Origin of the sequence: Streptomyces sp. CB02414 (assembly GCF_001905385.1) — a bacterium.
In the GTDB taxonomy this organism is placed as follows: Bacteria; Actinomycetota; Actinomycetes; order Streptomycetales; family Streptomycetaceae; genus Streptomyces.
In genome coordinates this window covers 703,273-724,014 of record NZ_LIPF01000002.1, presented here as the reverse complement: position 1 = coordinate 724,014, position 20,742 = coordinate 703,273, and the positions used below count along the sequence as shown (strand labels likewise).

Here is a 20,742-nt window from a genome sequence, read left to right as displayed (position 1 = left end):
AGGCTGGTACAGACCAGTGCGGGTCGGTTTTCCCCGGGCGCGCGGGCCGCGTCAGATCCGGTGCACCGTGTGCAGCGTCCTCGCGTACGTCCCGGAGCCGTCGAGGAGCGAGTTGCCGCCCAGGTCGGACATGGTCGGCCCGTTCACCGTCTTGCGGCTGGACAGGAAGCGGCGCCCGCCGGCGGTGTCCGCGCCGAGGTAGATGCCGACGTGGTCGGTGGTGGCCACCTCGTTGTCGTCGCCCGAGTCGGCGTTGAACAGGACGAGGTCACCGGGCTGGAGCTGCTCGGCCGCGGGCGGCTTCGTGCCGTCGGTGCGGGCGACGCGCACGCCGGGGGAGTGGTCGGCCATGTCCCGGGACCTGCGGGGAAGGCGGGTGCCGGAGGTGTCCTGGCCCGCGGCCATCGGTACGCCCATGTGGTAGCCGTAGACCATGCGGGTGTAGCCGGAGCAGTCGAGGTTGCCGCTCTGCTTGCTGGACGGGCCGGTGTGGGCGCCGTCCGGGAAGGTCCAGCCGGTGTTCATGTACTCGTGGAAGTCGGCGCCCTCGTAGCGGTAGCCGTGCGGGTCCAGGTAGCCGTACCCCGCCTCCCCCATGACCTGCTTGCCCTCGGCCGGTCCGGCACCGGCCGTCACGGGGGCCGCTCCGGCGAGGAACATGGCGGCGTGGGCCAGGACGTCCGGGACCGTGGAGCCGGACCAGCCGCGGACCACACCCTCCAGCTCCGGTGTCCAGACGCCGTCGAAGGGCTCGGGCAGCACCCGCACCCAGTCGGAGTGGGTGACGGTCGGCGGCTGGTCCCAGTTCGCGGCGTCCACCTGGAACCGGCTGACGCTCAGGGTGACCGGCAGGTTCGTACAACCTCGGTTGGCCAGCACGCGCAGGCCGACGCGGCCCTTGCCGAAGGTGGCGTCGGTGACGTCGAAGGACCACGCGGACGGCTCGGTGCCCGCGGAGGGCCACGCCTTGGCCCGGATCCGGGTGCCCTCGCGGCGGACCCGTATCGTCCAGTCCGTGCCCGCCGGGACACCGGAGGCGAGGGCCACCGCGGGGGCGAGCTGGGTGACCGCGTCGTCGACCTCCTTCTCCACCCGGAGCTGCACCGCGCCGGAGGTGGTGAAGGACAGCCGGGCCCGGTAGTTGTTGTGCGTGTTCTGGTAGCCGAACGAGAGGGCGTAAGAGCAGGCGTCGCCGGCCGGCACCTTGTCGAACCGCGCGACGGACCGTACGTCCACGTCGGTGATCTCGCCGTCCCGGAGGCTGGCGTGGCGGCTGGCGTAGTCGGTGGTGAGGGAGATGATCCCGGTGCCCGGCACCACCGAGTAGTCGGTGTCCACCGGCCCGAGGGTGGACCAGCTCCCCCCGCCCGGCGAGGTGCCCCAGTACGCGCGGTCGCCGGCGGGCAGCGACGTGTCCGGCAGCGTCCGCGTGAAGTCGTCCACGAACGGCTTCTTGTTCTCGGTGAACGTCCGCTCCGGGCCCGGCAACAGCACGGTGCGGGCCCCGTGGGTCAGCAGCGCGACGCGTCTGCCGCCGGAGGTGACCTCGGTACGGGCCGGGGTGCCGGGCAGCACGGTGGCGGTCAGCGAGGACGCCAGCGTGAGGCCGCTGAAGTACGCGGGGTTCAGCGGCGGGAGCGTCACCGAGGAGCGGGCCGCGGCCGACGTGGCCTGCGCGGCGAGCGGAGCGACCGGCGAGGCCGTCGGCGGGGTGGAGCGCGAGGGGGAGGCGGCGGCCGTGCCGCCGAGCGGGATCGTGGCGGCCGAGGCCGCGAGGGCTGCCAGTACGTTGCGCCGTGAGGTGTGTGTCATACGGCCATGATCGGGCCCGGCTCACTCGGTGAGCGGGTCGGGATCAGATGTGGGTTCGGGCAGCCGGCGTCCGGCAGTCGCGGCAGCGGTCCTCTGTTCCGGTGGCGCGGAAGCCGCGGTCGCAGCCGTCGCAGTTCCGCAGCTCGTGGCGGGGTGGCGGCGACGCGGTCGCAGAGGGCGCGCGGAACGGCGCCGGTGGCGGGAGCCGGTCGGTGAGGCGGTGGGCCAGGAGGGCGGCCGGGCGGCGCAGGGGCTCGTCCGGGAGGTCGGCGGTCAGGGCGCGGCGTACGGCGCCGGGGAGGACGTCCCTTTCCAGCCAGGCGGCGACGCCGGGCGCCAGGTGCGCGGTCTCGGCGGCGGAGAGCACCAGGCGGGAGTCGTGTCGGCGCAGGTCGGCGAGGAGATCGGTGGCCGCCCGGAAGAGCGCGGGGACCTTGCAGTCGGGCTGCGGTACGGCGGGGAGCGCCTTGCGGGGGCGGGGTTCGCGGGGGCGGGAGGGGCGGTCCGGGCAGGTCGTGGAGGACTCCGTCCGGCGGGCGGCCCTCGGCTGGTTGCAGGAGACGGTACGGGTGACGATCCGGCCGGTGGACGTGCGTACGCGCTCGCGGCGCAGGTAGCCGTGGGCCTCCAGCTCGCGCAGGGCGGCGGCGATGCGGGTGGCGCCCTCGGGGAAGCGCGCGGTGAGGGACTTGATGTCGGCGCCCGCACCCGTGGGCAGCGACTGGAGGTGGCAGCTCAGGCCGATCGCCAGCAGCGACAGCTCCTTGTGCTGGGCCAGGTGGTTGCCGATCACCACGAAGCGGGTGGTGTGGCGGGTGTTGTCGTGGGTGATGCCGCCGCCGTGGTGACGCGTACGGGTCGGGTTGTCGGCAGGGGCTGACTGGGCGTGGGAGGGCGCGTTAGGGTTCTGGGTACCCATCGGGAAGGTTTCCTTTTCCTTGCTTCCTTGGTGGTAGGCCCTCGTATTGGGATGGCAGTCCCGGCGGGGGCCGTTGTATGTCTGCGGTCGTTTGCGCTGAGCGTAGGGGAGTTGGGGGTTCGGAAATCCAGCCCAGGCGGTGATGTTCACCCGCCCGGGTGATTACGCGCCTCGGGTGGAAAGGCGGGGCTTGGTGGGGTGCTTTCTCCCCGGGTTCTTTCCTTGGTAGGGCACCGGCGGCACCGAAACCTCAGAACGCGGGTTCCGGTGGTGTGCAGGGCAGTTCCGCCCACACGGTCTTGCGCGGGAAGCGCTCCTCGGTCACTCCCCAGCGGTGCGCCAGCGCCTCGACGAGCAGCAGGCCACGGCCGGTTTCGGCGTCGAGGGCGGGTGTCTGCGGGCGGGGGAGTTCTTCGCCCCGGGTGTCGGTGACCTCGATGCGGAGGGTCGCGCCGACGACGTAGAGCGTGAGCCGGAAGTCGCGGCCGGGGACGCGTCCGTGGGCCGCCGCGTTGCTCGCCAGTTCGGCGACGAGCTGGCGGGCCGGGTCGAGCGGGAGGCCCCAGGCGCGGAGCTGTTCCGTCGCCAGCAGACGGGCGAGGCGGGCGCCGCGCGGCGTGGGGGAGAGCTGCACGCTGAAGTTGCGGACGAACGTCGAGAGTTCGGCGGATTTCTGGTTCACGTCACTCAGCGTGGCGGTGCGTGCGTACGGTGAGAAGTGACTCAGCGGGTACGTACGGTGACTGTCCGGTTGTTGTCCGGTGTGTCCGGGGCTGTCGCGGCGGTCGGTACGGGTAGGGCGCTGGTGCATCCGATACGGGTACGACGGAGAGGCACGGCATGACGGTCGAGACGGACACGGGGCGGCTCAAGAGCGAGGCGGACGAGCCAGGTTGGGAGGTCGACCCGGACGACGAGTGGGGAATCGCCGTCATCACGACCGTCGGTCGGCAGCTGAAGCTGCGCCGCGAGGCGGCGGGGATGCGGGCCGCCGAGTTCGGGGCGGCGGTCGGGTACGGCGAGGACATGGTCTACAAGATCGAGGGCGGGAAGCGGATTCCCCGGCAGGAGTACCTGGACCGGGCCGACGAGGTGCTGGACGCGGGCGGGCTGATCTCGGCGGCCTGGGAGGACGTGAAGAAGGTCCGGTACCCGAAGAAGGTGCGGGAGCTGGGGAAGCTGGAGGCGAAGGCCGTCGAGATCGGGGTGTACGAGTGCAACATCGTCGCGGGGCTGTTGCAGACGCCGGAGCATGCACGGGTGCTGATCGAGGCTGCGCAGCCACCCTACTCACCCGACGATGTCGAACGCATGGTGGCAGCCCGGTTGGCCAGGCAATCGGTGTACGAGCGCGATCCGGCTCCATCGATTCATTTCGTGTTGGAAGAGGCGCCCCTGCGTCGGCAGATCGGGGGCACAATGGGATGGCGACGGCAGCTCGAACGTCTGTTGGAGGTTGGCAGGTTGGCCAGTGTCACGCTCCAAGTCATGCCGACCAACGTTGACGCTCATCCAGGGCTCGACGGCAGGATCGAGTTGTTGAAGTTCCAGGACGGTACAGCGGTGGGGCGCGCCGACGGCTTGTTCAACGGACGTCCCGTCTCTGAACCGAGGCAACTCCGCGTCCTGGAGTTGCAGTACGGAACCATCCGGGCGCAGGCACTCCCCCCTAGGGAGTCGCTGACCTTCATCGAGAAACTGCTGGGAGAAACATGATCCGCGAGGCCGAACTGGTCTGGTTCAAGAGCACCTACAGCGGCGGCACCAACGGCGAGTCCTGCGTCGAGATCGCGACCACCCCCGGCACGATCCACGTCCGAGACTCCAAGCACGTACCAGGCGGTGGCCCCCGCCTGGCCCTCACCCCGACCGCGTGGGCGAACTTCCTCCCGTACGCCTCGGAGGGCTGACCACCTCCTGCGTCCCCACCACCGCCAACAGCTCCAGCAACCCCGCGCTCTCCGTCCCCACGGCCGGCGTGAACCAGAGCAGTCGTTGCCGTCCGTCCTCGCTGAAGAGATGGAGGCAGTTGACCTCGATCACGCCGAGCGCGGGATGGACGAGGCGTTTGCGGTCCTCCCGCCGGAAGGCCACGTCGTGGTCGGCCCACAGCGTGGCGAACTCGGGGGAGACGGCGAGCAGCGTACGGATCATCGATGCGACCTCGGGGTCCTTCGCGTCCCTCCGTGCCGCCGCGGCCCGCAGGTCGGCGACGAAGGAGCGGGACTGGCCCTCGTGGTCGGCCTCCGGATACAGGCGCCGGGCGTCGGGTTCGGTGAACCACCGGTGGACGAAACTGGCCCTGGGCCCCCGGAATCCGGAGTGGTCCCCGAGCAGCGCCACCGCCAGCGGATTCTGTACGAGCGTAACGTGCAGGTCGGTGATCACCTGCGCCGGAGTGGCGGGCATCCGCCCGAGCAGGTCGAGCATGCCGGGGTGCACGTGCGAGGCAGCGCCGCCCTGCACGGGCACCGGCCGGTCCGCGAGCCGGTACAGATAGTCCCGCTCGTCTGCGGAGAGCCGCAGCGCACGCGCCAGCGCGGCGATCATCTGCTCCGACGGCTGCGACCCGGCCCCGCGCTCCAGCTCGTTGTAGTAGTCCACGGACGCCCCGGCGAGGTGGGCGACCTCCTCGCGCCGCAGCCCCGGCACCCGGCGCCGCGGCCCGGCCGGAAGCCCGACGTCGGAAGGCCGAATGCGCTCCCGCCGCGACCGCAGGAACGCTCCCAGCTCGGCGTACTTCACAGCGCTCATGCGCTCCATTCTGCGCCGGGCGGGGACGGTGACCCATGGGATGACATCCCCTGGCTGCGCGAGCGGGGCGGGCGCATCGTGAACCCATGACCACGAACACGAATCAGAACCCAGCGGCGGACACCCGCGTAGCGATCGTCACCGGCGGATCGCGCGGCATCGGCCGGGCGGTCTCGCGCAAGCTCGCCGAGGACGGCCTGGCCGTCGTCGTGAACTACGCCAGCGACGCCGCCTCCGCCGAGGAGACGGTGGCGGCGATCACCGGGTCCGGCGGACGGGCGATCGCCGTGGCGGCGGACGTGGCGGAGGAGAAGGAGATCGCCGCGCTGTTCGACCGGGCGGAGGCGGAGTACGGCGGCGTGGACGTCGTCGTGAACTCGGCCGGCCGGATGACCCTGTCGCCCATCGCCGACCTGGACCTGGACGCTCTGGACGCCATGCACCGCACCAACATCCGCGGCACCTTCGTGGTCGCCCGGGAGGCGGCCCGGCGCCTGCGGGCGGGCGGCGCGTTCGTGGGGTTCTCGACGTCCGTCGTCGGCACGCAGTTCCCGGCCTACGGGGCGTACGCGGCGAGCAAGGGCGCGGTGGAGGCGATGACCCTGATCCTCGCCCGTGAGCTGCGCGGACGGGACATCACCGTTAACACGGTCGCCCCCGGCCCCACGGCCACGGACCTGTTCCTCACCGGCAAGACGGAGGAACAGATCGACCAGCTCGCGAGGACGCCGCCCCTGGAGCGGCTGGGCACCCCGGAGGACATCGCCGAGGTGGTCGCGTTCCTCTCCAGCCCCGCCGGTCACTGGGTGAACGGCCAGATCCTGCGTGCCAACGGGGGGATGATCTGAGATGCCCTTCGCCCACTTCAAGGTCCCCGAGGGCACCCTCACCCCGGAGGACAAGCGGAAGATCGTCGAACGCACCACCGACCTCTACGCGGAGATCTACGGGGAGCGCGCCCGCCCCACCACCGTCGTCCTCGTCGACGAGGTCCCGGACGGAGGATGGGGCGTCGCCGGAAACGTCCTGACGGCCGCGATGCTGAACGGCGACGCGTGAGGAGCACCCCCAACCACCCGGGTGATCTTGGAGGTGACCTTCGTCTCATACATCACGAAAACCCCCGATATGCGAAAGCGCGGTCTCACATAGTGGTCGCGCGGGGCACCGACTGCTGGCCATGACGTTTACATGGGCGTAACACTGAAGTGTCCCGCGCGCGGCAACGGCGCCGAGCGCCCACCACCGGACCGACCGAACCAGGGCCCCACTCCCCCCGGGGCTCGCCCGGTCTCCGGTGTCAGCCGTGCCAGAAAGGGCCCCTGTGACGACGCGAAGCGAGACCAGGACCGCGCTCGACCACCTGCTCACCGAGATCGAGCACCGCAACCCGGCCCAGCCCGAGTTCCACCAGGCCGCCCACGAGGTCCTGGAAACGCTCGCGCCGGTGATCGCGGCCCGCCCCGAGTACGCGGAGCCGGGCCTCATCGAGCGGCTCGTCGAGCCGGAGCGCCAGGTGATCTTCCGGGTGCCGTGGCAGGACGACCAGGGCCGCGTTCACGTCAACCGGGGCTTCCGCGTCGAGTTCAACAGCGCGCTGGGCCCGTACAAGGGCGGCCTGCGCTTCCACTCCTCCGTGAACCTGGGCGTCATCAAGTTCCTGGGCTTCGAGCAGATCTTCAAGAACGCGCTGACCGGCCTCGGTATCGGCGGCGGCAAGGGCGGCAGCGACTTCGACCCGCACGGCCGCAGCGACGCGGAGGTCATGCGGTTCTGCCAGTCGTTCATGACGGAGCTGTACCGGCACATCGGCGAGCACACGGACGTTCCGGCCGGTGACATCGGCGTCGGCGGCCGCGAGATCGGCTACCTCTTCGGCCAGTACCGCCGCATCACCAACCGCTGGGAGGCCGGCGTCCTCACCGGCAAGGGCCAGGGCTGGGGCGGCTCGCTGATCCGCCCGGAGGCGACGGGCTACGGCAACGTGCTCTTCGCGGCGGCGATGATGCGGGAGCGCGGCGAGGACCTGGAGGGCCAGACCGCGGTCGTCTCGGGCTCCGGCAACGTGGCGATCTACACCATCGAGAAGCTGGCCGCCCTCGGCGCCAACGCCGTCACCTGCTCGGACTCCTCCGGCTACGTCGTGGACGAGAAGGGCATCGACCTCGACCTGCTGAAGCAGATCAAGGAGGTCGAGCGCGGCCGCGTCGACGCGTACGCGGAGCGCCGGGGCGCCTCGGCCCGCTTCGTGCCCGGCGGCCGCGTCTGGGACGTCCCGGCGGACATCGCCCTCCCGTCGGCCACGCAGAACGAACTGAACGAGGCCGATGCCGAGACCCTGATCCGCAACGGCGTCAAGGCGGTCTCCGAGGGCGCCAACATGCCGGCGACCCCCGAGGCCGTCCACCTCCTCCAGAAGGCCGGCGTCGCCTTCGGCCCCGGCAAGGCGGCCAACGCGGGCGGCGTCGCGGTCAGCGCCCTGGAGATGGCGCAGAACCACGCCCGTACGTCCTGGACGGCGGCGCGCGTCGAGGAGGAGCTGACGCACATCATGAACGACATCCACACCACCTGCCACGAGACCGCCGAGCGCTACGACGCCCCCGGCGACTACGTCACCGGCGCGAACATCGCGGGCTTCGAGCGCGTGGCGGACGCGATGCTGGCGCAGGGCGTCATCTGAGGGACGTCACCGGTATTGCCCCGGACGGCCCTGTCGGCCGTCCGGGGCGCCCGGCGAAACTTGCGCCATGCGCAAACTCTCCCTCGACGCACTCGCCCGCGAACACCTCGAACAGGCCGCGTTCGCGTCCAACGGCCGCAGCGCCACCACGGTCCACGGCGGCCACGAGCACGTCCTGCGCCAGACCCTGCTGGCCCTGATCGCGGGCACGTCGCTGGCCGAGCACGAGAACCCCGGCGAGGCCACCGTCCAGGTCCTTCGTGGCCGTGTCCGCCTCACCAGCGGCGACACGTCCTGGGAGGGCCGGACCGGCGACCTCCTCCTGATCCCGCCGGCCCGCCACAGCCTGGAGGCGCTGGAGGACGCGGCGGTGCTGCTGACGGTGGCGAAGCGGGGGTAGCCCGGCGACCCGGTGAGGCGATCGGTGGGACGATGTCGAAACATCGGATCGACTGACGAGCTACTGACGAACTGACGAACGGGGAGGCCGGGTACACCATGGCTCGCTACACGGAGGCGCTGACCGTCGAGCGCGGCGGCTTCCGCATCAAGGTGCCGGAATCCTGGTGGGAGTTCGACGTACGCCCGGAGTCCCGGGACGACTCGATCCGCCGCATGGTCGACGACCGCGTCCGCCAGTACCCGGAACTGGCTCCCTCCCGCTCCGCGTACGTCACCTTCCTTCAGAAGGCGGCGTCCGACGCGTGGAAGTCGGGCGCGCTGTACTGCGGTTGCATGGCGGAGAGCTTCGGCGGCGACACCCCGATCACGGGCTCGGTCACGGTCTCCCTGGTCGGCGGCCGCACGTCCTCCGGCGACCCCCTCCCCAACGACCCGGCTGCCATCGCCGCCCAACTCGCAGTCAAGGAGGCGAGGAAGCCCGGCGACTCCTGGCGCAAGGTGACGACGGTCGACATCCCCGGCGTGGGCCCGGCGGCCCGCACCCAGGGCGTCGAGGACATCCCCGTCCCCGGCGACGCCCTGAACCGCACCGTCCGCGCGGTCCTGATGCAGACGTACATCCCGGTCCCCGGCCAGGAGGGCAAGGTCGCCCTGGTCGCGGGCAGCAGCCAGGTCCTCGACCTCGCCGACTCCTTCTTCGACATATTCGACGCGATCACGTCCACGTTCCGGTTCGTGGGCTGAACTGAGGGGAACAGGGCGCTTTCCGATGACCGAGGAGTTCGTACTCGACCTCGACGAGGGCATGCTGGAGTACTTCCGGGACATGGCGGACGTACTCGTCGAAAGCTGCGGCATCTCCCGCCCGGAGGCCGTCGCCAGGATCAACAGGCAGTACGCGAACTCGCGAATCGATCCGTACCCGGACCTCATGTGCCACGAGCACCCGGAGTTCTGGGCCCTGCCCGCCTATTACGGCCCGGACGAGCACCACCACCAGTCCCGCCCGCCGGTCCACCCGGCCCCGGCGAAGGACTCACCGTTCTGGACGCTGCCGGAATGACACCGACCTGGCGCGACATCATCGAGGAGTTCCCGTCGGCGCTCTCCCGCGAGCCTGTGGAGCTCCAGGCCCTGCAACGGCTCGAGCAACTGCTGGGACTCGCTCTCCCGGGCGAACTCACCGCGTTCCTCCTGGAGAGCGACGGGCTGCTGGACACGTACGGCACCGAGGTGGTCTGGCCCGCGGAACGGATCCTCAGCGACAATCTCGCCTTCCGCGGTGACGATCAGTTCCGGTCGCTGTACCTGCCCTTCGATTCCCTCCTGTTCTTCGGCGACAGCGGCGGCGGAGACCAGTTCGCCTTCGCCTGCCGGCCTCATCGCGCAGGGGTGTTCGTATGGGACCACGAGACGGACGAGCGGTACTTGGTGTCGCCAGCCCTCGAATCCTGTGTTCGCAGCGCCCTGTCGAGCGACGGAGAAGACTGGTATCGGGCCCCGGTCCGTACTGCCTGGAGCAGATGAAGCAGTGAACGCGCTGGAAGCAGGGAGTTGACCTTGACGCCCGACTGGAATTGGCAGACCGGAGAACGCCTGCTGGCCCTGAACGATCCGAAGGAATGGGACGCCGCGTTCGAGCGCGGAGAGATAAGCCTCGGCACGGCTGCCATCGGGCTCGCCTTCAACTGCTCGCTGGAGGAGGCGTCGCCCCGGATCGTCAGGGCGACGCGACTCCCGGATGTCGCCCAGCGAGGGTTCGCCTTCACCGCGGCAGGGACGGCGGCTCGCCTCAACGGCTCACTGACGCCGGAGCTGTACGCCGCACTGCGGGCGGAAGGCCTGGGTCGCAGGAGCGCCGCGATCAACGCCATCGACGACACCCTGACCTTCGTACCGTTCCGACGACTGCCGACGTGGCTGAAGTGCTGGAGCGTCGTCTCAACGGTGCGGAACAAGCTGGACGCGTGGCGACTGAGCTCGACCTACGCGGTGATCGACGCCTGGAAGACGGTGAGCAGCCGATGAACCCGCGTCCTCCACACCCGCACTGCACGGTGTCTCGGACTGCTTGAGTGACCTGTGCGGAGCGGTCACGGGCGGAGCCCGGATCGTGGACGTCATCCACGACGCGGACCGTGCCTATGCGTCGACGGACCTCGATGGCTTCCCCTCGGACCGCCCCACCCTCTCCGAGCACTTCCACTTCGAGATCCGACACTTCGATCCCTAGAGGATGGTAGGAGTCGATCACGTCGCGGCGGCCCTGATCCCCGAGGTATGGCACTGACCGGCTCCGAGCCCGCCCGAGAGGACATGAACACCCGTGCACCTGATCAGGGAGGAAACATGGACGTCCGCGCCACAGTGACGGCATTCCCCGGTGTGGTGCCGCTCCCGGGTCTGCACGACTGAGCCTGCTGAGACCGGTGCTCCGTGAGTCGAACTAGGAACGGGAGCGCCTTTCATCGAACCGCCGCCCCTTGTAAGTTCACATGTGCGTACGGGTGGTTGCTGATGCGACATGTGAGCTGACGGGGGTAACGGGGATGGCGGGCCACAGGCCGAGTGACTGGCATGTCCTGGACCTGGACAAGGACCCGACCCCCGGTGATCCGCAGCGGGTGCGCACGCTCGCGAAGACGCTGCACGACTTCGCCGACGACGTGTCCGAGGCGTTGCGTCTGGTGAAGGGGATGGCGGGGGAGGGCGCGCTCGAGGAGTGGGCGGGCAAGTCGGCCGCCGTCTTCAAGGAGGAGTTCTCGGGCGTACCGAAGAACCTGAAGAAACTCGAGAAGTCCTACGGCATGTGCGGCGACGCCCTCGCCGACTTCTGGCCGAAGCTGGAGCGGGCGCAGACCCTCGCCGACAAGGCGCTGCGCAAGGCGCGGGAGGCCCGGGACGACCTCACCTCCGCCCAGTCGAGGCTGTCCTCGGCCGAGTCCTGGGTGACGCGGGCGTCGAAGGAGGCCGACAAGTACAAGGACGACCCGACCGGCAGCAAGTCGGACGCCGACAAGCCCGACGAGGCGAAGGTCCGCGCCGCCACCCGCGACGTCCAGCACGCCAGGACTGCCCAGACCAACGCCCAGTCGGCCGTGGACGACGCGCAGAGCGCGCTGGACGCGGCGAAGAAGATGGCCGAGGACGCGCGCAAGATGCGCGAGGACGCGGCCCGCGAGGCCAAGACGAAGATCGACGAGGCGTCGGACGCCGGCATCCAGAACCGGTCCTGGTGGGAGGAGGTCGGCGACTGGTTCACCGACAACTGGGACGAGATCGTCGCCGTCTGCAAGGTCGTCGTCGCGGTCGTCGGCATCGTCGCGATGATCATCGGCGGCCCGATCCTGGGCGCGATCGTCCTGGTCGCGGCCCTCGTCGTCCTCGCCGACACGCTCAACAAATACAGCAAGGGCCAAGCGTCACTATGGGATGTCGGGTTCGCCGCGCTGGACTGCATACCCGGTATGAAGGGGCTCACCTCTCTAGGTGGTCTCGCAAGGGGGGCGAAGGCGCTGGGCGCGGGTGGCCTTAAGGCCATGGCAAAGGGGCTTGGTAAGGGGCTGCGCAGGGAAGCCGATGATGCCGCGGCCAAGGCGAAGCCATCCAAGGGCCGTTGCAAGAACGGCGACCCGATCGACATGGTCTCCGGTGAAATGCTCATGGAGCACACCGATGTCGAACTTCCCGGCCTGCTCCCTCTGGCCTTGCGCCGCACTTACCTGTCCACGTACCAGTGGGGGCGCTGCTTCGGTCCGTCTTGGGCCTCCACCCTGGACGAACGCCTGGAGCTGGACGACGAAGGCGCCGTCTTCGCCACCGAGGACGGCATGCTGCTCTTCTACCCGGTGCCTCGACCGGGCACCTCCGTCATGCCGATGGAGGGCCCGCGCTGGTCACTGGACTGGGACGGCACACCGGGTGCCCCTCTTCGCATCGCCGATCCCATCACGGGAATCACTCGTCACTTCGCGCCTCAGTCACGGTCGGCTGCGAAGGACGAGGTGTTCACACTGCCCCTGGCCGCGATCACCGACCGCAACGGCTACCGCGTCGACTTCGTTCGCGACCCCGACGGCACCCCAGTGGCGGTGCGCGACTCCGGTGGTCGACACGTGCACGTTGACACATCCGACGGACGTGTCACCCGCCTCCGGCTGCGCAACACGGAGGACGGCCCCGAGGGCACGCTTCTACGGGACTTCGGCTACAGCCCTGAAGGAAACCTCACCGAAATCCACGACTCGAGCGGGCGGCCACTGAGGCTCTCGTACGACGACCGTGCTCGCATCACGTCGTGGACCGATCGAAATGGCTATTGGTACCGCTTCACCTACGACTCCCTGGACCGCTGTGTTCGTGGTGAAGGCGCTGACGGGAGCCTTTCCTGCACGATTGAGTACGACACCGACAACCGCGAGACGCACTACACGGACGCGCTCGGCGCCACGACGACGTACAGGTACAACGAGCTGTACCAACTGGTCACTGTGTGCGATCCCCTCGGTCACAACACACACACGGAGTGGGACCGGTTCGGACGGTTGCTCTCCCGTACCGACGAGTTGGGCAACACCACCCGTTTCACGCTGGACGCGCACGGCCAGCCGCTCCGGATGGACCGACCGGACGGGACTAGCGTTCAGTTGGAGTACGACGATGCGCTGCCCGTCGCCATCACGGAAGCGGACGGTGCGCGCTGGGAATGCGCCTACGACGATCGAGGCAACCTCGTCACCAGCACTGATCCGCTGGGTGCGGTGAGTTCGTATACCTACGACGACCGTGGCCACCGGGTCGCGCAGACCGACGCGCTGGGCAACACGTTCCGCTTCGAAACGGATGACGCCGGGCTCCAGGTGCGCGCCGTTGACCCGCGCGGGAGCTTCGTCACCGCACACCGGAACGCGTTCGGTCGTGTCGTGCGGATCGACGACCCGGTCGGCGGAAGCGTGAGGCAGGGGTGGGATCCGGAAGGTCGGCTGCTGTGGCGGGAGCGCGCCGACGGCGGTCGGGAGACATGGTCGTACGACGCCGAGGGCAATCTCACCTCGCACCGCGACGCTGGTGGCTTCGTCACCGCCTTCGAGTACGGCGCTTTCGACCTGCCGAGTGCCCGGACCGACCCGGACGGCACCTGTTACCGCTTCACACATGACGCGGAGCTGCGAATTGTCGGTGTGACCAACCCGCTCGGCGAGGAATGGAGTTACCAGTACGACACGGCAGGCCGTCTGATCGGCGAAACGGACTTCAACGGTCGCACACTCGGCTATGTCCTCGATCCCACCGGCCGCCAGATCGAACGGACCAACGGCGCCGGGCAGAGGGTTCACCTCGCCCGCGACACCGCCGGGCGGGTGTTGACGGCGCGGACGGACGACGGTGCCGTCACCTCCCTGAGCTACGACGTCGTCGGCCGCCTGACCGAAGCCGTGAATTCCAACAGTAGGGTCGCCTACACCTACGACACCCTGGGCAGGATCGTCACCGAGACCGTTGACGGTCGGACGGTCACCAGCCAGTACGACCTGCTGGGCCGACGGACACGGCGCACTACGCCGTCCGGCGCCACTTCGCGCTGGTCGTACGACTCGGCGGGCCTGCCCACGTCGCTCGTCACCGACGGCGGAGAGCTGACCTTCACCCACGACGCGGCCGGCCGGGAAACCGCCCGCGGCCTGGCCGGGGCAGCGATGCTGACACAGTCCTGGGACGCCGGGCACCGCCTCGTCGAACAGGCCATCAGTGCCGGCACGCAGGGGGGTGCCGACGTGCGCCAGGTCCGCTCGTACGCCTACCGCGGGGACGGCCACGTCACCGCGATCACCGACCGGCTGGGAGGCACCCGCAGGTTCGGCCTCGACCGCGTCGGCCGTGTCACCCACGTGTCGGCCAGTACCTGGACCGAGACGTACGCCTACGACGAGCTGGGCAACCTCACTGCCGCCACTCACCCCGCTCCTGGTGGACAGGACGCGCAGGGCACACTGCGGCACTCCGGCACGAAGGCCACGGCGGCGGGCCGTAGCACATACGAGCACGACGCCCAGGGGCGCGTGGCCCGAGTGATCCGGCGAACGCTGTCCGGGCTGCGCAGGATCTGGACGTACACCTGGGACGCCGAGGACCGGCTCATTGAGGCCGAGACGCCGGACAGTGGTGTATGGCGCTATCGTTACGACGTCCTCGGGCGACGCACCGCCAAGGCGCGGCTGGACGAGAACGGGGCGGTCGCCGACGAAATTCTCTTCACCTGGGATTCCACCAACCTCGCGGAACAGCAGACGCTCCGGAACGGGCTGGTGGAGACCGACACCTGGGACTGGGAACCGGGCACCCACCGGGTGGCTGCCCAATTGCGGAGGCGGTGGCGCACCGACGGCCAGGGGGACGTCGACAGGCAGTTCTACGCGATCGTCACCGACCTGGCCGGTACCCCCAGCGAGCTGGTCTGTGAGGACGGCGCAATCGCCTGGCGGTCCGCCACCAGCCTGTGGGGGAGGCCTCTGACCGACGACGGCGGCCTGTGTCCGCTGTCCTTCCCCGGGCAATACCGCGACGCGGAAACCGGCCTGCACTACAACCTGTCGCGCTACTACGACCCGGACAGCGCGAGCTACCTGTCACCCGACCCGCTCGGCCTGGCTCCCGCTCCGAACCACCAAGCGTACGTCGACAACCCGCTTCGCTGGAGCGACCCGCTCGGCCTGGAGGACGACGCCGGCCCGGAACGGGTCTACGACGACTCGGAGTACAGCAAGCACGGCGCAGGCTCCAGCTCATCGGCCAAGGGCGAGGTCAGCCGTGCACCCAGCAACGGCCAAGCCGCGCTGGACCGGTCCATCGACATGGACCCGAACAACCCTGACGTCACCCGGCGCCTCGGCGTGGACCATGTGAACAACGAGATCGTTGTGCTGGACCGGCACCGGGCGATCACCGACAAGGAAGGCAATATTGTCAAGGAGCTCTACCACGGGCACGTTCAGTCTTCTTATCCGTCGAAGAGCGTCACGCAGGGTGATCTCACCAAGCTCAAGAAGGCAAAAATGATCGACAACATCAAGAAGCAACGGGTGCTTCCGCCGCCCAAGTGTGACAAGTGAAAGACGGAAAGAAGGGGCGGTAATGGCCTCCGAGTGGGACTGGGAGAGCGGCGAGGGCCTGTTGGGCATCAACGAGCCCGCCGAAGTGGACGCCGCCTTCGAACGCGGAGCGGATCACCTTGGCACGGCCGTGATCGGACTGGCCTTCCACTGCTCGTTGCAACAGGCGTCTCCCCGCATCATCAGGGCGATGCGCTTGTCCGACCCCGCTCAGCGAGGGTTCGCCTACACCGCCGCGGGCACTGCGGCCAGGCGCAACGGTGAGTTGACCCCCGAGCTGTTCGCGGCCCTGCGCGCCGAGGGCCCCGGCGGTATCGCCGAGCACCCGATCAGGGACACGTTGGCATTCGTGCCGTTCCATGATTTGCCGCCATGGTTCAAGCGGCGGTGGGTGTACATGACGGTGCGGAACAAACTGGAAGGCTGGTGGCTACGGACCGAAGATGCCATTGAGAGCGCCTGGCGGGCTCTACGGGGGCGCCGGTCGTAGGTGAGACGGCGCCGGTTGGCGCGTCGTCTCCCGGCGGGTCCGGTCCCCACCTCGGCCCAGACGGTTTTGCGCGGAGGCGGGCCGGGGACGACTCCCCAGCGGTCGGCGGGGCGTCCACCAACAGCAGGCCGCGGCCGGACTCGGCGTCGGCCGCGGTCTGCTGCGGGCACGGGAGCAGGTCACCACGCGTGTCGGTCACCCTCGATGCGGAGCGTGTCGCCGACGACGTACATCAGCAGCCGGAAGTCCCGGCCGGATACGCGGCCATGGGTGGCTGCGTTGGCCGCGAGCTCCCCGACGATGAGCTCCGCGGGGTTGCGTGGGCAGCCCCCACAGGCGCAATTGCTCGGTGGCCAGCAGCCGGGCGAGACGGGCGTCGCAAGGTGTCGGTGACAATTGGAGGCCGAAGTTGCAGATGAGACCGGTGAGGCGGCGCGGAGGCTCACTGATCTCTTGGTTCACGTCACTCAGCGTGGCGGAGCCTGCTTCGGTGGATGGGTGACAACGCCTGCACGTACCGTCACTGACCCGGCTTTTGTCTCGGCTGTCTCGGCTGTCCCGGGCGTTGTACGAGTACGAGTACGCGTACGCGCCGGAGGAGGAGCCGTGGACAAGGGTGTCGACGAGGCGGGCTGGGACGTCGAGCCGGGCGATGAGGTCGAGCCAGTGGTCCAGGCGGTGGGCCGCCTGCTCAGGGTCTGCCGGGAGGCGGCCGGGGTGAGCGTGTCCGAGCTGGCGGAGTCCCTCGGGTACGGCGAGGACATGGTCCGCAAGATCGAACGCGGGGCCCGGATTCCCCGGCCAGAGTACCTGGACCGGGCGGACCAGTTACTGAAGGCACAGGGGCATCTGAGGGCCTTCATGGAGGACATGCGCAAGGCGCGGTATCCGAAGAAGGTGCGGCAGCTGGCCGAACTGGAGGAACGGTCGGTGGAGATGCTGCTGTACAGCAACCACAACATCCACGGGCTGTTGCAGACGGAGGAGTACGCGCGCACGCTGTTCGAGATGACGCAGCCGGCGCTCGCCGACGACGTTGTGGAGCGGGAGACTGCTGCCCGCGTAGCGCGGCAGGCCGTTCTCAGGAGGGAGCCCCCACCCACGCTCAGCTTCGTCCAGGAACAGGTGACGCTCGGACGCCCCTACGGTGGGAAAATGGTGCTGCGTCGACAGCTGGAACACATCCTGGAAGTGGCGCAGTTGAGGAACGTAACGCTTCAGGTCATGCCGACCGACAGGCAGGAGCATGCCGGATCGCAAGGCATGATCGAGGTGCTGAAGTTCGCCGACGGCACGGCGATGGGACGTTCCGACGGGGCGTTCAGCGGCCGTCCGGTCTCAAGCCCCAAGGACCTCCGGATCCTCGAACTGCGCTATGGCATGATCCGGGCGCAGGCTCTCACGCCGCGGGAGTCGCAGGCCTTCGTCGAGCAAGCACTGGGGAGACTATGAGCACCGCTGAACTCCACTGGTTCAAGAGCAGCTACAGCAGCAGCGGCGAGCCCGGCGACTGCATCGAAGTCGCCCCCGCCCCCGCCACGGTCCACGTCCGCGACTCCAAGAAAGCGTCCGGCCCGCGGCTCGCGCTCACGCCGGAAGCGTGGGCCGCGTTCGTCGCGCCGTTCGGCTCGGTGGGTATGCGCGACTGATCGAGACGATGCGGGTTCCGTGCTCTCCGTGACCCCGTTCTTCCCTTACGGCATCATGGGCATCGGGAGAAGGTGCCTTCACCGCACCTTCACGGACGGGATCAAGGGATGCGGGGGAAAACGGGGATGCCTTTGCGGGGTCGGCTCCGCCTCGGTGATCTGACGGCGGGGCGGACCGTGTCGGGCATCGTTACCGACGGCGACGTCACGATCGTCGCGGTGCGGATGTACGGGCTGACGGCGGCGCAGGTCACCTACCGTCGGCCCGACGGCACCGTGGACGAGAGGATCCTCTACCAGGACGACGAGGCGGGGCTGGCCGAGTCCGCCCCCGGAGCGGAGGGCGGCTTTGACGCCGACCCTGGGCTGTACCGGCTGGCGGCCGAGGCGCTGCGAATCAGGATGGCGGCGCGCGGTGACGCCATGCTCGCCGCCGACATCTTCTCCGCCTCGGGGGTGACGTTGCCTGCTCCGCAGGCAGTCATGGTGGCGTGATCCCATTGTCCGTTCGAGCCTCGACTCGAGAGATGTGGGCGCCGGTGTCCCGAGGAGCGGGAATCGTCCCGTCACCCACCAGCTCCGCCACCGCGTCGCCATGGTTGCGGACCAGGTAGTCCATGGCGTGCTCCGTGGAGGACTGGTATTCCAACTGCTCGCTGTGGAAGCGCAGGCGCTCCTGACAGTCCTCGATGATCTCTCCCCACGTCTTCACCATGATCCGGAAGCGGGGGGCGGAGACTGCGCATCCAGGGACGCGGTCCGTCTGGTGGGCCAGCTGCCGCAGGGCGTTGTCCATGGCGTTGCCGACGAGCCAGAAGTCCCAGGTCACTGCCGGATCACGGAACCGGTCGTCGGACATCACCGCTTCCGCGTAGCTGCTGATCTGGCTGAACTCCGCCATGCCGAGAACGACGGCGGGGCGTTTCAGTTCGACGACCAGATGATGGCGTTCTCCCTTCCGGTGCCGTGCGGCGCGGGACAGCATGAGATCGACCCGGCCGGGCCGCCCGTCCTCGCGCAGTACGGGCCCTGGTGCGGGAGCGTCGCGGCCGAGCAGCCGGCAGTGCTGGACGAGTACCTCGTGGAGGCTGCGATCACTGACGTGCAGTGCGTACTCCTCGCCGAACACCCAGCAGCGGTCCTCCAGGATGCGGTGGAGTTCGTCCCGTTCCTTGACCCGCGGCTTCGTCTCGGGAGCGAAGACGAGGTGCTCCAGAGCAGTGAGGAAGTCGATGCGGTCGGCCACTGCGGTCGAGGCCTTGATCAGTGCCGAGAGGGTGGTCCTTTCCAGGAGCCGGATCAGCTCGTCTCTCTCCTGCTTCGAGAGCGCGAAGAGCTCGTCCGCGATCCGCAGCACGTCCGAGGGTTCGTGCGAGAGCACGGATCGCAGGAGTGCGAAGGTTGTTCTGCGCGTGCCCTTGGATTTCGGCAGGTGCCGGAAGACAGTGGTGGCCACGGCGTCGAAGGTCTCGCGCTCCGCCCGCTGCCTCTCGTCGGCTGGGTCGGTGGCGTACGGGTAGATGCCATCACGTCGCCACTCGGCGACCTGCTCGCGTCGCCGTTCGTCGACACGGGCCCGGAAGTGCGTGCGCAACTGTTCACGGGCTGCCGCGAGCATCTCGGTCAGAGGGCCATCAGGCGCCCAGTCGGTGAAGGCGAGCTGCTCGGAGTCGACGTCCTCGAAGCCGCCCCAGCTCAGGTGAGCTGTGAACTCGAAGCCAGGAGCCTGGATCCCCGGCTTGAGCTGGGCACGGGACATGCCTTCGGCGTCGCACAGAAAGAGTGCGCGGGGGACCGGTCTGCGCCACTCGACGACCCTGAGCCTCGCGGGCTCGCCGCCTCCGCCGGAGGACGCATCGAGGACGTAGTCGCCGGCGTGCAGCTGCTCTGCCGCCGGGTCGAGATCACGGCCGTCGTAATCGATACGCACGTCCGGGTACTTCTCCAGGTAGGTGGCGAAAGCCGCGGTGAGTGAGGACCTGGCGCGCTCGTCAGCGAGCACGTCCAGTTCCTCGCCGCCGAATGCCTCGCACAGCGTGCCCCGGGGTTCGGTCGTCGGCTCGGCCTCACCGATGTCGAACTCGTCCATGGAACGCCTGTCGGCCTCGATGACGAGTTGTCGTCTCCCCAGCGCCGTCTCGCTCACGCTGGTCCAGCGGACGTAGGCACCCAGGGCGAAAGCGCGTACCCGACCCCGTCCGTTCTTGCCGTGCAGCGCGCGGTTCCTGACCGGCGTGCCCTCCGCCCGCCTCTTCCAGGACGAGCCGATGGGCCGGAAGTACTCCTCGCAGTCCTTGGCGGACATCCCGTAGCCGTCGTCCTGGATCCGGACGCGGTCCACACCACCGAGGTCGTTGCGTTCCAGGGTGACGACGACGCGTGCGCAGTCTGCGTCAAGGGCGTTCCACACCAGCTCTTCGACCGCGCCGACCGGATCCCGCAGGCGAGCAAGCTCGGCGACATGCTCACGACTGGTCTCCAACCGCACCCTGACCATGACCGGGCCCTTCTGTGCTGTGATCGTGGGGGCAGTCTGCCCTGCTCCCACCGCACCGCGTGCCGCAACCCGGTGAGGTCGCCCGAAGGAGGAGGACGCGTCCGCAGGCCCCGGGTTTGATCTCCGCCACCCCCGGGGTATTCTCTCCGGCCCGATTGGCCAGCATCCCGCCCCGTATGGCAGACTAACGGGGTTGCTCGGTCGAGTGCCGATGCTGCGCGCCTCCCGCCGGGAGGACCGGAAGCGAGTCCCACAGTACTCGTCGTCCCTGATCAGGGGCGGACGTACGGGAATCTTCCGGGAAGTGTCAGCGGGGTACCGGCCAGGCGCCCGGTGGGCCTCTCGCCCCCGGTCCGCGGTACCGGAAGGGCCCGCACCTCCCAGAGCAGGGATGTTCGAACAAGGGACATCTGTGTCAGCGGGAGTG

Annotated in this window: 21 protein-coding genes and 1 pseudogene; 16 read left to right on the top strand and 6 right to left on the bottom strand. The window is 69.2% G+C overall.

Annotated elements, in window-relative coordinates; genetic code table 11:
• Positions 1-51: 51 nt before the first annotated feature.
• The 3 genes from AMK11_RS09520 to AMK11_RS09510 form a co-directional block, all read right to left on the bottom strand.
• On the bottom strand, positions 52-1,812 hold the full coding sequence (locus tag AMK11_RS09520) for an NlpC/P60 family protein (RefSeq protein ID WP_073725123.1): 1,761 nt from the start codon (positions 1,810-1,812) through the stop codon (positions 52-54).
• A 43-nt stretch (positions 1,813-1,855) separates the two neighbouring features.
• A complete protein-coding gene (locus AMK11_RS09515; RefSeq protein WP_073725121.1) occupies positions 1,856-2,731 on the bottom strand; it encodes a helix-turn-helix domain-containing protein in 876 nt (291 codons plus the stop codon).
• Between the two features lie 250 nt (positions 2,732-2,981).
• On the bottom strand, positions 2,982-3,413 hold the full coding sequence (locus AMK11_RS09510; RefSeq protein ID WP_073725119.1) for an ATP-binding protein: 432 nt from the start codon (positions 3,411-3,413) through the stop codon (positions 2,982-2,984).
• 158 nt (positions 3,414-3,571) lie between these two features.
• On the opposite strand from AMK11_RS09510, the gene AMK11_RS09505 reads away from it, so the two are divergent.
• Positions 3,572-4,447 (top strand): helix-turn-helix domain-containing protein, encoded by an 876-nt coding sequence (locus AMK11_RS09505; RefSeq protein ID WP_073725117.1) that lies wholly within the window; start codon positions 3,572-3,574, stop codon positions 4,445-4,447.
• Positions 4,444-4,641 carry a DUF397 domain-containing protein gene (locus AMK11_RS09500; RefSeq protein WP_073725115.1) on the top strand — a complete coding sequence of 66 codons (198 nt, stop codon included), beginning with the start codon at positions 4,444-4,446 and terminating at the stop codon, positions 4,639-4,641. Before AMK11_RS09505 ends, AMK11_RS09500 begins: the two co-directional genes overlap by 4 nt.
• Here the strand turns inward: AMK11_RS09500 and AMK11_RS09495 are convergent.
• Positions 4,592-5,494 carry a helix-turn-helix transcriptional regulator gene (locus tag AMK11_RS09495; protein WP_198941324.1) on the bottom strand — a complete coding sequence of 301 codons (903 nt, stop codon included), beginning with the start codon at positions 5,492-5,494 and terminating at the stop codon, positions 4,592-4,594. The two genes, AMK11_RS09500 and AMK11_RS09495, sit on opposite strands and share 50 nt — an antisense overlap.
• A gap of 77 nt (positions 5,495-5,571) precedes the next feature.
• On the opposite strand from AMK11_RS09495, the gene AMK11_RS09490 reads away from it, so the two are divergent.
• From AMK11_RS09490 to AMK11_RS09445, 11 genes are all read left to right on the top strand, one after another.
• Positions 5,572-6,333, top strand: a complete 762-nt coding sequence (locus AMK11_RS09490; RefSeq protein WP_073725111.1) for an SDR family oxidoreductase — start codon at positions 5,572-5,574, stop codon at positions 6,331-6,333.
• 1 nt (position 6,334) lies between these two features.
• Positions 6,335-6,544 carry a 4-oxalocrotonate tautomerase family protein gene (locus AMK11_RS09485; protein WP_073725109.1) on the top strand — a complete coding sequence of 70 codons (210 nt, stop codon included), beginning with the start codon at positions 6,335-6,337 and terminating at the stop codon, positions 6,542-6,544.
• Between the two features lie 265 nt (positions 6,545-6,809).
• Positions 6,810-8,168, top strand: coding sequence for an NADP-specific glutamate dehydrogenase (gdhA, locus tag AMK11_RS09480; protein ID WP_073725107.1), 1,359 nt, complete (start codon positions 6,810-6,812; stop codon positions 8,166-8,168).
• Between the two features lie 67 nt (positions 8,169-8,235).
• Positions 8,236-8,568, top strand: coding sequence for a cupin domain-containing protein (locus AMK11_RS09475; protein WP_073725105.1), 333 nt, complete (start codon positions 8,236-8,238; stop codon positions 8,566-8,568).
• Between the two features lie 98 nt (positions 8,569-8,666).
• Entirely contained in the window at positions 8,667-9,314 is a 648-nt protein-coding gene (locus tag AMK11_RS09470; protein ID WP_073725103.1) for a hypothetical protein, read from the top strand.
• A gap of 25 nt (positions 9,315-9,339) precedes the next feature.
• Positions 9,340-9,633, top strand: coding sequence for a hypothetical protein (locus AMK11_RS09465; protein WP_073725101.1), 294 nt, complete (start codon positions 9,340-9,342; stop codon positions 9,631-9,633).
• The gene (locus AMK11_RS09460; RefSeq protein WP_073725099.1) at positions 9,630-10,097 is read left to right on the top strand and encodes an SMI1/KNR4 family protein; all 468 of its coding nucleotides are present in this window, start codon (positions 9,630-9,632) and stop codon (positions 10,095-10,097) included. Before AMK11_RS09465 ends, AMK11_RS09460 begins: the two co-directional genes overlap by 4 nt.
• A 33-nt stretch (positions 10,098-10,130) precedes the next feature.
• Positions 10,131-10,598, top strand: coding sequence for a hypothetical protein (locus AMK11_RS09455; RefSeq protein WP_073725097.1), 468 nt, complete (start codon positions 10,131-10,133; stop codon positions 10,596-10,598).
• A 43-nt stretch (positions 10,599-10,641) separates the two neighbouring features.
• The gene (locus AMK11_RS37920) at positions 10,642-10,803 is read left to right on the top strand and encodes a hypothetical protein (protein WP_158070968.1); all 162 of its coding nucleotides are present in this window, start codon (positions 10,642-10,644) and stop codon (positions 10,801-10,803) included.
• 316 nt (positions 10,804-11,119) lie between these two features.
• Positions 11,120-15,679 (top strand): DUF6531 domain-containing protein, encoded by a 4,560-nt coding sequence (locus tag AMK11_RS09450; RefSeq protein WP_073725095.1) that lies wholly within the window; start codon positions 11,120-11,122, stop codon positions 15,677-15,679.
• A gap of 22 nt (positions 15,680-15,701) precedes the next feature.
• Positions 15,702-16,169 carry a hypothetical protein gene (locus tag AMK11_RS09445; protein ID WP_073725093.1) on the top strand — a complete coding sequence of 156 codons (468 nt, stop codon included), beginning with the start codon at positions 15,702-15,704 and terminating at the stop codon, positions 16,167-16,169.
• A 35-nt stretch (positions 16,170-16,204) separates the two neighbouring features.
• Here AMK11_RS09445 and AMK11_RS38395 read toward each other — a convergent pair.
• Positions 16,205-16,631: pseudogene (locus AMK11_RS38395) on the bottom strand (ATP-binding protein); the annotation flags it as partial.
• Positions 16,632-16,775: 144 nt separating this feature from the next.
• Between AMK11_RS38395 and AMK11_RS09435 the strand changes: the two are divergent.
• From AMK11_RS09435 to AMK11_RS09425, 3 genes are all read left to right on the top strand, one after another.
• Complete coding sequence (locus AMK11_RS09435; RefSeq protein WP_073725091.1) at positions 16,776-17,621, top strand: helix-turn-helix domain-containing protein; 846 nt, start codon at positions 16,776-16,778, stop codon at positions 17,619-17,621.
• A complete protein-coding gene (locus tag AMK11_RS09430) occupies positions 17,618-17,818 on the top strand; it encodes a DUF397 domain-containing protein (protein ID WP_073725089.1) in 201 nt (66 codons plus the stop codon). The genes AMK11_RS09435 and AMK11_RS09430 overlap by 4 nt, the downstream gene beginning before the upstream one ends.
• A gap of 177 nt (positions 17,819-17,995) precedes the next feature.
• Positions 17,996-18,313 carry a hypothetical protein gene (locus AMK11_RS09425; protein ID WP_143194566.1) on the top strand — a complete coding sequence of 106 codons (318 nt, stop codon included), beginning with the start codon at positions 17,996-17,998 and terminating at the stop codon, positions 18,311-18,313.
• Here AMK11_RS09425 and AMK11_RS09420 read toward each other — a convergent pair.
• On the bottom strand, positions 18,300-20,315 hold the full coding sequence (locus AMK11_RS09420; protein ID WP_073725085.1) for an ATP-binding protein: 2,016 nt from the start codon (positions 20,313-20,315) through the stop codon (positions 18,300-18,302). The two genes, AMK11_RS09425 and AMK11_RS09420, sit on opposite strands and share 14 nt — an antisense overlap.
• Positions 20,316-20,742 lie beyond the last annotated feature (427 nt).

What these genes read in the sequence shown, in the direction of transcription:
- AMK11_RS09445 (WP_073725093.1), top strand. Translation starts at nt 15,702, where the DNA reads ATGGCCTCCGAGTGGGACTGGGAGAGCGGCGAGGGCCTGTTGGGCATC.
- AMK11_RS09470 (WP_073725103.1), top strand. Translation starts at nt 8,667, where the DNA reads ATGGCTCGCTACACGGAGGCGCTGACCGTCGAGCGCGGCGGCTTCCGC.
- AMK11_RS09460 (WP_073725099.1), top strand. Translation starts at nt 9,630, where the DNA reads ATGACACCGACCTGGCGCGACATCATCGAGGAGTTCCCGTCGGCGCTC.
- AMK11_RS09430 (WP_073725089.1), top strand. Translation starts at nt 17,618, where the DNA reads ATGAGCACCGCTGAACTCCACTGGTTCAAGAGCAGCTACAGCAGCAGC.
- AMK11_RS09495 (WP_198941324.1), bottom strand. Translation starts at nt 5,494, where the DNA reads ATGGAGCGCATGAGCGCTGTGAAGTACGCCGAGCTGGGAGCGTTCCTG.
- AMK11_RS09475 (WP_073725105.1), top strand. Translation starts at nt 8,236, where the DNA reads ATGCGCAAACTCTCCCTCGACGCACTCGCCCGCGAACACCTCGAACAG.
- AMK11_RS09465 (WP_073725101.1), top strand. Translation starts at nt 9,340, where the DNA reads ATGACCGAGGAGTTCGTACTCGACCTCGACGAGGGCATGCTGGAGTAC.
- AMK11_RS09520 (WP_073725123.1), bottom strand. Translation starts at nt 1,812, where the DNA reads ATGACACACACCTCACGGCGCAACGTACTGGCAGCCCTCGCGGCCTCG.
- AMK11_RS09500 (WP_073725115.1), top strand. Translation starts at nt 4,444, where the DNA reads ATGATCCGCGAGGCCGAACTGGTCTGGTTCAAGAGCACCTACAGCGGC.
- AMK11_RS09485 (WP_073725109.1), top strand. Translation starts at nt 6,335, where the DNA reads ATGCCCTTCGCCCACTTCAAGGTCCCCGAGGGCACCCTCACCCCGGAG.
- AMK11_RS09515 (WP_073725121.1), bottom strand. Translation starts at nt 2,731, where the DNA reads ATGGGTACCCAGAACCCTAACGCGCCCTCCCACGCCCAGTCAGCCCCT.
- AMK11_RS09505 (WP_073725117.1), top strand. Translation starts at nt 3,572, where the DNA reads ATGACGGTCGAGACGGACACGGGGCGGCTCAAGAGCGAGGCGGACGAG.
- AMK11_RS09420 (WP_073725085.1), bottom strand. Translation starts at nt 20,315, where the DNA reads ATGGTCAGGGTGCGGTTGGAGACCAGTCGTGAGCATGTCGCCGAGCTT.
- AMK11_RS09450 (WP_073725095.1), top strand. Translation starts at nt 11,120, where the DNA reads ATGGCGGGCCACAGGCCGAGTGACTGGCATGTCCTGGACCTGGACAAG.
- AMK11_RS09490 (WP_073725111.1), top strand. Translation starts at nt 5,572, where the DNA reads ATGACCACGAACACGAATCAGAACCCAGCGGCGGACACCCGCGTAGCG.